This is a genomic window from Streptomyces sp. NPDC045899 (genome assembly GCF_056431485.1).
On record NZ_JBWKKP010000005.1, the window covers coordinates 176,990 to 189,999 of the forward strand.

A 13,010-nucleotide genomic window follows, 5' to 3' on the forward strand; every position below is an offset into this window, starting at 1 on the left:
GGCGAGCGGTCACGGATCAGCGGCTGCCGTCCAGGATCACGCGGGCCACCAGCGCGGGGTCGTCGTTCATCGGGACGTGGCCGCAGCCGGGCAGCCGCACCAGCCGCGCCCCGGGGATCACCTGCTTGGCACGCACGCCCTGACGGCGCAGCAGCAGCCGGTCGCGCGATCCCCAGCCGATGGTGACCGGCACATCGGGGACGTCCTCGGTGAACAGCCCGGTGCCCCCGGCCGCGAGCGTCGCCTCGAACCCCACCGCCTCCCGCATCGCCCGGGTCTCGGCCACCACGGCCTGGGGCGAACGCCGCCCGGGACGGGCGTAGATGGTGCCGGTGAGCGCCGCCCGCCCGGCCGCGCTGCGGGCCAGCCGCTCCACCAGGGAGGGCGGCAGCCTCCGCGCGCCCACCCGCATCGCGTTCAGCACCCCGAAGGCGTAACGGCGCTCGGCCTCGTTCCAGAACCGGGCCGGGGAGAGTGCGGTGACGGACCGTACGAGACCGACCCGGCCCAGCTCCAGGGCGAGCAGTCCGCCCAGTGAGTTCCCGGCGACGTCCGGGCGCTCGACCTCCAGCGCCTCGAAGAGCGCCCCGAGCACCGGCACCACACCGTCCAGGTTGTAGGGGACGCCCTCCGGCAGCGCGGGCGAGGCGCCGAACCCCGGCAGGTCGACGGCGATGACCTCGCGCTCCACGGCGAGGATGTCCAGCACCGGCTCCCATGCCTGCCAGTGGTGGCCGATACCGTGCAGCAGCACCAGCGGACGTCCCGCGCCGCGCCGTTCGTGGACCATCCGCGCGGTGCGGGGGCCGCCGGGGGTGTCGACGGGGAAGGAGATGGTCGCGGCCATGGGAGGGCTCCTCGGGTCGGCTCGTCATGATCTGCCGGGCAGTCGTATGAGACAGCATGTCAGCAAGAGTTACCGCCGGGTAGACCCGATGGGGCACCGGAGCGGAACCGCCTGGACAACGTGCCGGGCGTCGGGTGGGATGGGGCCGTGGCCACCGATACCGCGAGCGACGTCTTCGAGGCGCACCGATCCCTGCTGACCGGAGTGGCCTACCGGATGCTGGGCCGGGTCGCCGACGCCGAGGACGTCGTCCAGGAGAGCTGGCTGCGCTGGTCCGGCACCGATCGCGAGCGGGTCCGCGATCCGCGCGCCTTCCTGGTGCGCGTCACCACCCGGCTGGCCATCGACCGGCTGCGCCAGATCACCTCGCGCCGGGAGTCCTACGTCGGCCCGTGGCTTCCCGAACCGATCGCCACCGACCTCGGCCACACCATCCCGGACGCCGCCGAGCGCGCCCTGCTCTCCGAGACCGTCTCGCTCGCGGTGCTGGTCGTCCTGGAGTCGCTGTCGCCCCTGGAGCGCGCGGTGTTCGTGCTGCGCGAGGCGTTCGGCTTCCCGTACGGCGAGATCGCCGAGACGCTGGACCGCAGCGAGGCGGCGGTGCGGCAGCTCTCCGGCCGGGCCCGGCGCCATGTGGCGGAGCGCAAACCGCGTTTCGAGGTGGACCAGCGGCAGCGCCGGGAACTGACCGAGAAGTTCCTCGCCGCCTCCACCGGCGGCGACCTCGGGCAGCTCCTCGCACTGCTCGCCCCCGACGCCCGCCTGATCGGCGACAGCGGCGGCAAGGCCAAGGCGCCGCTGCGGGTGCTGGAGACGGCCGACAAGGTCGGACGCTTCCTGCTCGGGGTGGCCCGGCGGCCCGTCGAGGAGGCGGAGTTGCGGATCACGGAGATCAACGGCGGGCCCGGGCTGCTGATCCTCTCGCGCGGGGTGCCGGACTCGGTGATGAGCCTGGACGTGGCGGACGGCCGCGCCCAGGCGGTCTACATCGTGCGCAACCCCGACAAGCTGGCCGCGTTCGCCCGCTGAGCACGCTCACCCGGGGTGGCGCGGACTCACAACCCGCCCGCGACCCGCAGCACCGCACCGGTGGTGTACGACGCCTCCGGCGAGAGCAGCCACGCCACCGCGCCCGCGATCTCCTCCGGTTCGCCCGGCCGCCCCAGCGGCACCCGGCCCGCACCCTTCCAGGGCCGCTCCGGATCCCCCATCTGCGCATGGATGTCGGTCACCGTCATCCCGGGCTGGACCGAGTTGACCCGGATGCCCTCCGCGGCGAGCTCCTTGGACAGTCCCACGGTCATGGTGTCCACGGCCGCCTTGCTGGCCGCGTAGTGGACGTACTCCCCGGGGCTGCCGGTGGTCGCCGCACCCGAGGAGATGTTGACGATGGCGCCGCCCCGGCCGCCGTGGCGCGTGGACATCTCGCGTGCCGCCCGTCGTGCGCACAGCAGCGCGCCGGTCACATTGACGTCCACCACCCGGCGCATCACCTCGGGCGAGGTCTCGGTGAACCGGCCCAGACGCCCGGTGATCCCTGCGTTGTTGACCAGTCCGGTGATCGGGCCCAGTTCGGCCGCCGCGGTGTCGAACAGCGCCTCGACCTGTTCCTCGACGCTGGTGTCCAGCTGGACGACGACCGCGCGGACCCCCTCGGCGCGCACCGCCTCCGCGCTGCGCTCGGCCGCGTCCCGCGCACGCTCGTAGCCGACGGCGATGTGGTGTCCGGCGCGGGCGAGCCGCACGGCCACCGCCGCGCCGATGCCTCGACTGCCGCCGGTGATCACCGTGACCTGGTCCATCGATCCGCTCCCGCCCCTAGCCGCCCTCCGCTCCGGCCCGGTGCCGACCGCAAAGACTAGTGATCAATGACCCTAGCTGACCATGGATTGGTCTTGACCAACCAGGTGGGCCGCCTTATCGTCGCATTGATACTGCAACAACCTTTAATAAAGAAGCACGCAGAACCAAGCACGCATGACCGGTGCGGGAACAGGGGGACAGGATGGGGACCACGGAGCTGGAATCGGTGCCGGAGCCCAAGTACTGGCACCTGAAGACCGTGCTCACCGACGCGCTCGACACCGAGTTCGCCGTCGGGGAGATCCTGCCCAACGAGCGTGAGCTCGCGGCCCGTTTCGGAGTCGCCCGCGCCACCCTGCGGCAGGCACTGGAACAGCTCGAACTGGAGGGCAGGCTCCAGCGCCGCCGCGGCGTCGGCACCACCGTCGCCCCGCCCCGCGTCGGCGTGGCCGTCGGCGACTCCACCCACGGCTGGACCGACGGCGGCGCGGACGCCTGGCAGTCCGTCGACAGCGTCGAGGCGGTCCCCCCGGCCGCCGTCGCCCGGCTGCTGGAGACCGACCCCGACACTCCCGTGCACCGCGTCCGCCGCACCCGGATCAGCCAGGGCCAGCCGCTCGCCGCCGAACTGCTCTACGTCCCGGCCGAGTCGGTGCCCGGTCTCGCCGCCATCGACACCACCAGCGGGCTGGCCCGCGCCCGCGCCGTGCTGCGCGAGCTGCGCCGCCTGGAGCTGGAAGGCAATGACCAGTCGGTCGAGCTCGGTTCGGCCCGCGCCGACGACGCCAAGGAGCTGGACCGGCTGCCCGGCGCCCCCGTACTCGTGGTCACCACCCGCTATGTCGCGGCCGGACGCACCGCCGCGGTCGCCGTGGCCACCTACCGGGCCGACACCTGCCGCCTCACCTTCGGCGATCCGCACGACTCCGGGGAGCTGCTGGCGGGCTGAGCGGCCCGCCGACGGTCATCGGCCCGCGCGGCGGGCCGTGACCGTGCCCTCCACCGCGAACAGCTCCGCCTCCACATGGTCCAGGGCCAGCCGCAGCGCGCCCGTGCTCACCGCCGCCTCACCCAGCATCGACAGCGCCACCTGCGGCGGCCGCAGACAGTAGCGGGCCAGCTCCTCGCGCAACGGCTCCAGCATCCCGTCGAGCCCCGCGGCCCAGCCGCCCACCACCACGACCTCGGGATCCAGCGCCAGCACCAGCGCCGCCACGTCGTGCACCAGCCGCCGGACGAACCGGTCCACCGCGGCGCGCGCCCGCGCGTCCCCCTCCCGGGCCAGCGAGAAGACCCGGGCGACCTGCTCCTCGTCCAGCGGGTTCAGCGGCTCCCCGGTGGTGGACAGCACCTCCTCCGGAGTCGCCTCCCGGCCCAGCAGATGCAGCGCCCCGATCTCCCCGGCCGCGCCGCCGAACCCCCGGTGCAGCCGCCCCCCGATCAGTGAACCCGCGCCCGGACTCAGCCCGGCCAGCACGAACACCACATCGTCCGAGCCGAGCGCCGCGCCCTTCCAGTGTTCGGCCACCGCGGCCGTGTTGGCATCGTTCTCCACCAGCACCGGACAGCGGAACGACCGCCGCAGCCGCTCCCCGAGCCGCAGCCCGGTCCACCCGGGCAGCGCGGTGCACAGATGCACCGTGCCGTCGTCCTCGACCACCCCCGGGCTGCCCACCCCGACCGCGCGCAGCGAGTGGCGCGCCACCCCGGCCCGTCGCAGCAGATCGGCGACGGCACCGCGCACCCGCTCCAGCCGCTCGTCCGCCGACGCCCTCTCGGACACCTCGCGCACCGTCGAGCCCAGCAGCCGGCCGTCGAGGTCCGAGAGCAGCGCGGCGATCCGGTGCGCGCCTATCTCGATGCCCAGCAGATGTCCGGCCTCGGCCCGGAAGCGGAAGCGGCGCGCGGGACGGCCCTGGCGGCGCACCCCGCCCTCCTCGGCGGGCACGTCCGCCGCCAGACCGATGCCGATCAGCCCGTCGATCACGCCCTCGACGGTGGGGCGGGACAGTCCGGTGACCCGGGTGAGGTCGGTGAGGGTCGCGGCCCCCGGGCCGCGGGCAACGTCCTGGGATCCGGCCGCCGTCGCGGCGCGCAGCGCGTGCAGCACCACCGCGGAGTTGATGCGCCGCAGCAGGGACGGGTCCCCGCCGGTGAGCCGCCCCACGTCGTCGGCCTCCCTCGCTGTCCGTGTCTGGCGGATCGTATCCGCTGGGGACGTACGCGGCGAGTGGCCCGGTCGCCGGGGCGGGAGGGGGAATGCGTGCGCGGCGTCCGGGCGCGGGGGCGCGGGGCGGAGGTCCGTTCCCTGACGGAGGGCCACATGTCCGACCCGCGTTGTTTACTGACAGCATGACCAGCAGCACCACCGCCCGCCATCTGGCCACGATCGACCGGCTGCGCGCCGACGCCCTGCCCGCGCAGCGCGGTTCCGGGTGCCGTGTCGCCGACCTCCGGGTGAGCGAGGAGTTCTGGGAGGCGGACGCGGTCCGGATACGGGAGGCGGAGGAGGAGTTCGAGGCCGAGCTGCGCGCCCTCGTCCGGGTCCTGTCCTTACGGTGGGGCGATCCCGAGGTGCTGGACCTCACCGGGCACCTGGAGCGTTCGGCCATGGGCGAGCCGGTGCCGCCCCCGCTGGACGTCCTGTGCGGTTATGTCCCCCGGCTGTGCGTCTGGCGGGTGGACGGGCGGTGGGTCGCGCTGGGAGTGGGACAGGCGGGCCGGGAGCTGCCGTTCCAGCTGGTGGTGGCCATGGCGGAGGATCCGGATCCGGGTGCGGATCCGCGCTGAGCGCCCCGCCGGGCGCTCAGCCCTCCGCCTCCGCCGCGGCCCGCAGCCTGCCGAACTCCTCGGCCATGGTCGCCAGGGTCCAGTGCGCGTTCAGCCCGCTCGGATTGGGCAGGGCCCAGATCCTGGTCTCCCCGATGGTCCGCGTCTGGGGGCCTATCGCCGCCCGTCTGTCCCCGAAGGCGACCCGGTAGGCGGTCACTCCGGCCACCGCCAGCCAGCGGGGCCGCAGCCGCAGCACCTTCTCCTCCAGGACCCGGCCGCCCCGGCGGTACTCCTCGTCGCTCAGCTCGTCCGCGCGGGCGCTGGCCCGGGCCACCACATTGGTGATGCCCAGCCCGTACTCCACCAGCTCCGCCTGCTCGGACGGGTCCAGCCGCCTCGGGGTGAACCCCGAGGCGTGCAGAACGGGCCAGAAGCGGTTGCCGGGACGGGCGAAGTGGTGGCCCGTCGCGGCCGTCATCAGCCCCGGGTTGATCCCGCAGAACAGCACCCGCAGACCGTCCGCGACCACGTCCGGCACCAGACGGTCGCGGGCGGCCTCCAGCTCCTCGGGCGTCAGCGAGGGGGACACCGGGTCGCCGCCGGGGTCAGAGAATGGACCCGGGCGTGTACGCCGCGGCCTCCGGATGCCGCTTGGCGACCTCCTCGATCCGGGCGACCACCGCGCCGACCTGGTCGGCCGCGGCGCCGGTGAAGGACAGCTTGTCCGCCATCAGCCCGTCCAGCGCGGCCCGGTCCAGCGGGATCCGCTCATCGGCGGCGAGGGAGTCCAGCAGCTCGTTGCGCTCGGCGCCGCGCTCGCGCATCGCCAGCGCCGCGGCGACCGCGTGCTCCTTGATCGCCTCATGCGCCACCTCGCGGCCCACCCCGGCCCGCACGGCGCCCATCAGCACCTTCGTCGTCGCGAGGAAGGGCAGGTAGCGGTCCAGCTCACGGGCGACCACCGCGGGGAAGGCGCCGAACTCGTCGAGCACGGTCAGGAAGGTCTCCAGCAGACCGTCGAAGGCGAAGAACGCGTCCGGCAGCGCGACCCGGCGCACCACCGAGCAGGACACATCGCCCTCGTTCCACTGGTCGCCCGCCAGCTCCCCGGCCATCGAGGCATAGCCGCGCAGGATCACCGCGAGGCCGTTGACGCGCTCGCAGGAGCGGGTGTTCATCTTGTGCGGCATCGCGGACGAGCCGACCTGGCCGGGCTTGAAGCCCTCGGTCACCAGCTCGTGCCCGGCCATCAGCCGGACCGTCTTGGCCAGCGAGGACGGCGCGGCGGCCAGCTGCACCAGGGTGGTGACCACGTCGTAGTCGAGCGACCGCGGGTAGACCTGGCCGACCGAGGTGAACGCCTGAGCGAAGCCCAGGTGACCGGCGATCCGCCGCTCCAGCTCGGCCAGCTTCCCGGCGTCCCCGCCCAAGAGGTCCAGCATGTCCTGTGCCGTGCCCACCGGGCCCTTGATGCCGCGCAGCGGATAGCGGCCGAGCAGCTCCTCCAGCCGCGCGTAGGCCACCAGCAGCTCGTCCGCGCCGGTCGCGAACCGCTTGCCGAGCGTGGTGGCCTGCGCCGCGACATTGTGCGAACGGCCCGCCATCACCAGCTCGGCGTGCTCGGCGGCCAGCTTCCCCAGCCGGGCCAGCACGGCCACCGTGCGGTCCCGCACCAGCTCCAGGGAGAGCCGGATCTGGAGCTGCTCCACGTTCTCGGTGAGGTCGCGGGAGGTCATGCCCTTGTGCACGTGCTCATGGCCGGCGAGGGCGTTGAACTCCTCGATCCGGGCCTTCACATCGTGGCGGGTGACCTTCTCGCGTTCGGCGATCGAGGCCAGGTCCACATCCTCCAGGACCCGCTCGTAGTCGGCGAGGGCGGCCTCCGGCACCTCGATCCCGAGGTCCTTCTGGGCGCGGAGCACGGCGAGCCACAGCCGCCGCTCCAGTGTCACCTTGTACTCGGGGGACCACAGGACGGCCAGCTCCGTGGAGGCGTAGCGGCCGGCCAGGACGTTCGGGATGCGCGGCTTAGCAGTCACGTGCACAGAGTCTACTGGCGATCCGCGCAGGCCAGACCGGTCCCCCGGTCGGCCGCGGGGTCAGCCCCCGTCCGGCGCCGGGTAGGGCAGCAGCTCCGCCCGCTTGGGAAGGCGTCCGTCACCCGAGGAACGGCCCGTCAGCCGCCGCACGATCCAGGGCCCGAGGTGCTCCCGGGCGAACCGCGCGTCGGAGGTGCGCCGGGCGACCCAGCCGGGGCGGACCGGGGGCGGCAGCGGGGCGTTCCAGTCGGCCTCCGGTTCGTGCCCCAGCGCCTGCCAGACGGCCTCGGCCACCCGGCGGTGCCCCTCGGCGTTGAGGTGCAGCCGGTCGTCGGCCCACAGCCGGGGGTCGCCCAGTGCCGCGGAGCCGTAGAGGTCCACCACCGTCGCGTCATACCGGGCGGCCAGGTCGTCGATGAAGGAGAACAGCTGCTCCATGCGCGGCTGGAACCGCGCCAGCACCGGTCCGCGCCGCCCCGGGCTGCGCATCAGCACCAGCCGCTCGCAGCTCGGTGCCAGCCGCTCGGCCGCCTCCTCCAGCAGCGCGCACACCCGGTCCACGTCGCACTTGGGCCGCAGGACGTCGTTCAGCCCGCCGACCAGCGTCACCAGGTCGGCGCCCATGGCGGCCGCGGGACCGGTCTGCTCGTCGACGATCTGGCCGATCAGCTTGCCGCGCACCGCGAGGTTGGCGTAGCGGAAGCCGGGGGTGCGGGCGGCGAGCCGCCCGGCGAGGAGGTCCGCCCAGCCGCGGTAGGCGCCGCCCGGGAGCTCATCGGACATGCCTTCGGTGAAGGAGTCGCCCAGCGCGGCGAAGCTGGTGTACGTGAGGTTCGTCTGCATGGCGCGACGATCCTATCCGGATCTCCAGACCGCCCGGTCGGTACCCACCTCGCCCGGGTGTTCCCGTGCTGGTGTGCTGCGCGGGTGGCCGGGCGCGAGCATGATGAGCCGCATGGCGATGACCCACATCTACTTCGAGGGCGGCGCGCGGAACGGGACGACCGTCAGCTGGAATCTGGAGCCCGGCGCGGACATCTTCGACGACAACATCTTCCGGCCGCCCGAGCTGTACCGGCGTACGACCAGGGTCAAGGTGCTCGGCCGGATCGAGTACGTCGTCTTCCGCTACGACCCCTCCGCCCGCCGCCCCGGGCCGCGTCCCCAGGGGTGATACCCCGGTTGGACCGCGTGGGGTTCCGCCCGGGGCCCGGCGGGGCAGGGTGCTCGGCGTGGATGCCTTCGAATGCGACCGTACGACCATGGCCATCGTCGCCGCCGCGCTCGCCGACGACGGGGAGGGCGCGGCGGCCCTGCTGGAGCCGCTGGAGAGACGCGATGTGAGCCGGGTCGCGGTGCGGCTGGCCGCGATGGCCGCCGACGCGCTGCTGGCGGTCGCCGAGGAGAGCGGCGGCGGCCGGGCCGAGGCACTGGCGCACTGGCAGGCGTGCATCATCGCCCATGAGTCCAGACGCGCCGACGAGTGAGGGGCGGGACCGTGACCCCGCCCCCGCCCGCACCGGGCGCGGCTAGGCGACCAGCTCGCGCAGCACGTCCTCCATGGTCACCAGCCCCTCCAGCCGACCTTCGGCGCCGATCACCGCCGCGAGGTGGGTACCGCTGTCACGCATCGCGGTGAGCACGTCGTCCAGCGCCGTCTGGGACCGCACCCGGGGGATCGGCCGCAGCTGGTCGAGGCGGAACGGCACATCGCGCGGCCGGGCGTCCAGTGCGTCCTTCACATGGAGGTAGCCCACGATCCGCCCGGAGTCGTCGACCACCGGGAACCGGGAGAAGCGCGAGCTGGCCGACAGCTCCTCCAGTTCCTCGGGGGTCACCCCGAGCCGGGCGGAGACCACCCGGTCCATGGGCAGCACCACGTCCCGCACCCGGCGGCGGCCCAGCTCCAGGGCCTCCCGCAGCCGCTCGGTGGCCCGGTCGTCCAGCAGTCCGGCCTCACTGGAGTCCGCGACCATACGGGCCAGTTCGGTATCGGAGAAAGTGGCCGCGACCTCGTCCTTGGGCTCCACCCGCAACAGCTTCAGCAGACCGTTGGCGAAGGCGTTGATCGTGAAGATCACCGGACGCAGCGCACGGGCGAGCCCCACCAGGGGCGGCCCCAGCACCAGCGCGGTGCGCACCGGCGCGGCCAGGGCCACGTTCTTCGGCACCATCTCGCCGAACAGCATGTGCAGATAGGTCGCCAGGCTCAGCGCGATCACGAACGACACCGGGTGGATCAGCCCCAGCGGCAGCCCCACCGCGTGGAAGACCGGCTCCAGGAGATGGGCGATGGCCGGTTCCGCGACGGCACCGAGCACCAGCGTGCACAGCGTGATGCCGAGCTGTGCCGCCGCCAGCAGCGCGGAGACGTGCTCCAGGCCCCACAGCACCGCGCGTGCCCGGCGGTCGCCCTGTTCGGCGTGGGGCTCGATCTGACTGCGCCGGACCGAGATCAGGGCGAACTCGGCGCCGACGAAGAACGCGTTGACGACCAGGGTCAGCAGACCGATGATCAACTGGATCGCGGTCATCGGCCCGCCCCCTTCTCGCCCTTGGTGTGACCGGCGCCCCTGCGGCCCCGGCCGTGTGCCCGGCAGCCGTCGCCGTCCTCGGCCGTCCCGGCGGCCCGGGCGTCTTCGTCCTGATCGGGCAGCGGCGCCCGCAGCCGGACCCGGGCGGCCCGGTGACCCGCCGCGTTGACCACCTCCGAGCGCCAGCCCGCCAGCTCGACGGTGTCGCCCGCGGCCGGGATCCGGCCCAGCTCGGTCGCGATCAGCCCGGCCAGCGTCTCGTACGGTCCCGGCGGCACCCGCAGCCCGACCTGTTCCAGCTGGTCGACGCGGACCGAGCCGTCCACGTCGTACAGCGCGTGGCCTTCCGCGTCCTCGCCCGCCGGGGCCAGATCGGGGGTCTCCTGCGGATCGTGCTCATCGCGGACGTCACCGACCACCTCCTCGACGATGTCCTCCAGCGTGACCACACCGGCCGTGCCGCCGTACTCGTCGATGACCACGGCCATGCTGCGCTTCGCGGACAGCCGGTCCAGCAGCCGGTCCACGGTGAGCGATTCCGGGACGAACAGCGGCTCGCGCATCAGCCGGGAGACCGGGTGCCGCATCCGCTCGTCGGCGCGGATCGCCAGCACGTCCTTGATGTGGACCACCCCGCCGACGGTGTCCAGACTGCCCCGGTAGACGGGGAAGCGGGACAGCCCGGTGGCGCGGGTCGCGTTCGCCACGTCCTCGGCGGAGGCCCGTTCGTCCAGCGCGATCACCTGCACCCGCGGGGTCATCACGCTCTGTGCGGTGAGTCCGGCCAGGCTCAGGGTGCGGACGAACAGCTCGGCGGTGTCCTCCTCCAGCGCCCCCTCCTTCGCGGAGTGCCGGGCGAGCGCCACCAGCTCCTGCGGTCCGCGTGCGGAGGCCAGCTCCTCGGCGGGCTCGAGACCCATCCGGCGGACGGTGCGGTTCGCGGTGTTGTTGAGGTGGGTGATCAGCGGCCGGAAGGCCGCGCTGAAGATCCGCTGTGGAGTGGCCACGGCCTTGGCGACCGGCAGCGGCCGGGAGATCGCCCAGTTCTTGGGGACCAGCTCACCGATGACCATCAGCACCACGGTCGACAGGGCGGTGCCGGTCACCAGGGCGACCGACGGGACCGCCGACTCCGGGACCCCGATGGCGGTGAGCGGCCCGGCCAGCAGTGCGGCCACCGACGGTTCGGCGAGCATGCCGACGATCAGGTTGGTGACGGTGATGCCGAGCTGGGCGCCGGAGAGCTGGTAGGCCAGGCTCCGCACGGCCTTCAGGGCGCTCCCCGCACCCCGCTCCCCGCGCTCCACCGCGCGCTCGAGCTCACCGCGCTCGACCGTGGTCAACGAGAACTCCGCCGCGACGAAGGCGCCGCAGGCGAGCGCCAGCAGGAGCGCCACGACCAGGAGGAGGACTTCGGTCATCGGTTCACCTCCGTCCCATGATCCGGCAGGGAGGGAAGGAACGCGCGATGTCGGGTCCGGGGACTACTGGGAGGCTCGCCCATGGGCGGACGCTCACACCTTTCGGCTGGTGGGTGGAAGGCCACGGCGCACCGGGGCGCCGTGGCCTGCGTCCATGGTAAAGGGTCGGCAAAGTGCCCGGGTGCGGGTGCCCCGGCCCGGTTACGAGTCCAGCGGTTTGACCCAGCGGCTCCACTGGGGCTGGGAGGTGTAGCCGGCCGCCTGCCACGCGCTGTGGGCAAGCGTGTTCTCCTTGAGCACCATGGCGTCCCCACGGCGTCCGCCCAGGACCACGAACCGCTCCTCGGCCGCCGTCAGCAGCGCTGTCGCCACACCGCGCCGGCGCTGGGCGGGGTGGACGGCCAGCCGGTACAGATGGCAGCGCCAGCCGTCGAAGCCCGCGATCACGGTTCCGGCGAGCATCCCGTTCCGTTCGGCCAGCAGCAGCGACTCCGGGTCCCGGTGGAGGAGCCGGGCCACCCCGTCCCGGTCGTCGCTGATGCTCCGCCCCTCAGCCGCTTGCTGCCAGAAGGTGAGTACGCGGTCGAGGTCGTCGGGGGTCGCGGCCCGTATCCGAAGATCGTCCATATCCCGCATCCCATCACCGGACGGCCCGCGGGGTCGACGGGATTCCCGCCGTCCGGGGGCTGATGGGGGGGTCAGCCCAGCGGGTCCGGCTCCGCCCCGGCCGCGGAGGTCTGGCTGAAGATCTGCATCCGTTCCAGCACCGCTTCGGCCGTGGGCCGCTCCATCCGGTCCACGATCCGGCCGTCGCTGAGGAAGATCACCAGATCGGAGTGGGCGGCGGCGCCGGGGTCATGGGTCACCATCACCACCGTCTGCCCGAGTTCGTCGACCGCCTCCCGCAGGAATGCCAGCACATCGAGGCCGGACCGCGAATCCAGGTTGCCGGTCGGTTCGTCGGCGAAGATCAGGTCGGGGCGGGAGGCCAGTGCGCGGGCGCAGGCCACCCGCTGCTGCTGGCCGCCGGAGAGCTGGGCGGGACGGTGCTTCAGCCGGTCCCGCAGCCCCAGGGTGTCGATCACCCGGTCCAGCCACGCGGGGTCGGGCTTCTGTCCCGCGATGTCCATCGGCAGCGTGATGTTCTCGGCCGCGTTCAGCGTGGGCAGCAGGTTGAACGACTGGAACACAAAACCCACCCGGTCCCGCCGCAGCTGGGTCAGCTGCCGGTCGTCCAGGCCCGTGATCTCGGTCTCGCCCAGCCACACCTGTCCCGAGGAGACGGTGTCGAGCCCCGCGAGACAGTGCATCAGGGTGGACTTGCCGGAGCCGGACGGGCCCATCACCGCGGTGAATCTGCCCTGTTCGATCTCCACGTCCACCGCGTCCAGGGCGATCACGGCCGTCTCGCCGGTGCCGTACGCCTTGGTGAGGGAGCGTGTGCGGGCCGCCGCGCGGGCTCCGCCCTCCGCCGATCCGTCCGTCTTCGTCGCCGCCGGTGTGGACACCCTGCCTCCCGTGTCGGAACGGTTCAGACCTCGATGGTAGGGATCCGGCCGCTCCGGCGCGCCCTTGAATGCGCTAGCAAATCTGC

Annotated in this window: 15 protein-coding genes; 5 read left to right on the top strand and 10 right to left on the bottom strand. The window is 73.3% G+C overall.

The features are described from left to right. Nucleotides 1-16: 16 nt before the first annotated feature. Nucleotides 17-847, bottom strand: a complete 831-nt coding sequence (locus AC07FT_RS09645; protein WP_431774543.1) for an alpha/beta fold hydrolase — start codon at nt 845-847, stop codon at nt 17-19. Between the two features lie 147 nt (nt 848-994). Here AC07FT_RS09645 and AC07FT_RS09650 point away from each other — a divergent pair, with 147 nt between their 5' ends. Beyond that, nucleotides 995-1,876, top strand: a complete 882-nt coding sequence (locus tag AC07FT_RS09650; protein ID WP_479175411.1) for an RNA polymerase sigma-70 factor — start codon at nt 995-997, stop codon at nt 1,874-1,876. A gap of 26 nt (nt 1,877-1,902) precedes the next feature. Here the strand turns inward: AC07FT_RS09650 and AC07FT_RS09655 are convergent, their stop codons facing one another. After that, a complete protein-coding gene (locus tag AC07FT_RS09655) occupies nt 1,903-2,649 on the bottom strand; it encodes an SDR family oxidoreductase (RefSeq protein ID WP_479175413.1) in 747 nt (248 codons plus the stop codon). Nucleotides 2,650-2,852: 203 nt separating this feature from the next. Here AC07FT_RS09655 and AC07FT_RS09660 point away from each other — a divergent pair, with 203 nt between their 5' ends. Beyond that, nucleotides 2,853-3,599, top strand: coding sequence for a GntR family transcriptional regulator (locus tag AC07FT_RS09660; RefSeq protein WP_432034849.1), 747 nt, complete (start codon nt 2,853-2,855; stop codon nt 3,597-3,599). Between the two features lie 15 nt (nt 3,600-3,614). Here AC07FT_RS09660 and AC07FT_RS09665 read toward each other — a convergent pair whose 3' ends face one another. After that, nucleotides 3,615-4,817 (bottom strand): ROK family protein, encoded by a 1,203-nt coding sequence (locus AC07FT_RS09665; RefSeq protein ID WP_479175415.1) that lies wholly within the window; start codon nt 4,815-4,817, stop codon nt 3,615-3,617. Between the two features lie 185 nt (nt 4,818-5,002). Here AC07FT_RS09665 and AC07FT_RS09670 point away from each other — a divergent pair, with 185 nt between their 5' ends. Then, on the top strand, nt 5,003-5,440 hold the full coding sequence (locus AC07FT_RS09670) for a hypothetical protein (RefSeq protein WP_479175416.1): 438 nt from the start codon (nt 5,003-5,005) through the stop codon (nt 5,438-5,440). A gap of 16 nt (nt 5,441-5,456) precedes the next feature. Here the strand turns inward: AC07FT_RS09670 and mug are convergent, their stop codons facing one another. The 3 genes from mug to AC07FT_RS09685 are packed head-to-tail and all read right to left on the bottom strand — an operon-like array spanning nt 5,457 to nt 8,304. Continuing rightward, the gene (gene mug / locus AC07FT_RS09675; RefSeq protein WP_479175679.1) at nt 5,457-5,999 is read right to left on the bottom strand and encodes a G/U mismatch-specific DNA glycosylase; all 543 of its coding nucleotides are present in this window, start codon (nt 5,997-5,999) and stop codon (nt 5,457-5,459) included. A 28-nt stretch (nt 6,000-6,027) separates the two neighbouring features. Continuing rightward, nucleotides 6,028-7,461, bottom strand: a complete 1,434-nt coding sequence (gene purB / locus AC07FT_RS09680; protein ID WP_479175418.1) for an adenylosuccinate lyase — start codon at nt 7,459-7,461, stop codon at nt 6,028-6,030. A gap of 60 nt (nt 7,462-7,521) precedes the next feature. Further along, nucleotides 7,522-8,304 (bottom strand): SGNH/GDSL hydrolase family protein, encoded by a 783-nt coding sequence (locus AC07FT_RS09685; RefSeq protein ID WP_479175420.1) that lies wholly within the window; start codon nt 8,302-8,304, stop codon nt 7,522-7,524. 112 nt (nt 8,305-8,416) lie between these two features. On the opposite strand from AC07FT_RS09685, the gene AC07FT_RS09690 reads away from it, so the two are divergent. Both AC07FT_RS09690 and AC07FT_RS09695 read left to right on the top strand, forming a co-directional pair. Continuing rightward, a complete protein-coding gene (locus tag AC07FT_RS09690) occupies nt 8,417-8,635 on the top strand; it encodes a hypothetical protein (protein WP_479175422.1) in 219 nt (72 codons plus the stop codon). Nucleotides 8,636-8,723: 88 nt separating this feature from the next. Beyond that, the gene (locus AC07FT_RS09695) at nt 8,724-8,948 is read left to right on the top strand and encodes a hypothetical protein (protein WP_471196850.1); all 225 of its coding nucleotides are present in this window, start codon (nt 8,724-8,726) and stop codon (nt 8,946-8,948) included. A 42-nt stretch (nt 8,949-8,990) separates the two neighbouring features. Here AC07FT_RS09695 and AC07FT_RS09700 read toward each other — a convergent pair whose 3' ends face one another. From AC07FT_RS09700 to AC07FT_RS09715, 4 genes are all read right to left on the bottom strand, one after another. Then, nucleotides 8,991-9,995 (bottom strand): hemolysin family protein, encoded by a 1,005-nt coding sequence (locus AC07FT_RS09700; protein WP_479175424.1) that lies wholly within the window; start codon nt 9,993-9,995, stop codon nt 8,991-8,993. Then, entirely contained in the window at nt 9,992-11,416 is a 1,425-nt protein-coding gene (locus AC07FT_RS09705; protein ID WP_479175425.1) for a hemolysin family protein, read from the bottom strand. The genes AC07FT_RS09700 and AC07FT_RS09705 overlap by 4 nt, the downstream gene beginning before the upstream one ends. 201 nt (nt 11,417-11,617) lie before the next feature. Further along, nucleotides 11,618-12,043, bottom strand: coding sequence for a GNAT family N-acetyltransferase (locus AC07FT_RS09710; protein ID WP_479175427.1), 426 nt, complete (start codon nt 12,041-12,043; stop codon nt 11,618-11,620). A 71-nt stretch (nt 12,044-12,114) separates the two neighbouring features. Continuing rightward, nucleotides 12,115-12,924, bottom strand: a complete 810-nt coding sequence (locus AC07FT_RS09715; RefSeq protein ID WP_479175429.1) for an ABC transporter ATP-binding protein — start codon at nt 12,922-12,924, stop codon at nt 12,115-12,117. Nucleotides 12,925-13,010: the final 86 nt, after the last annotated feature.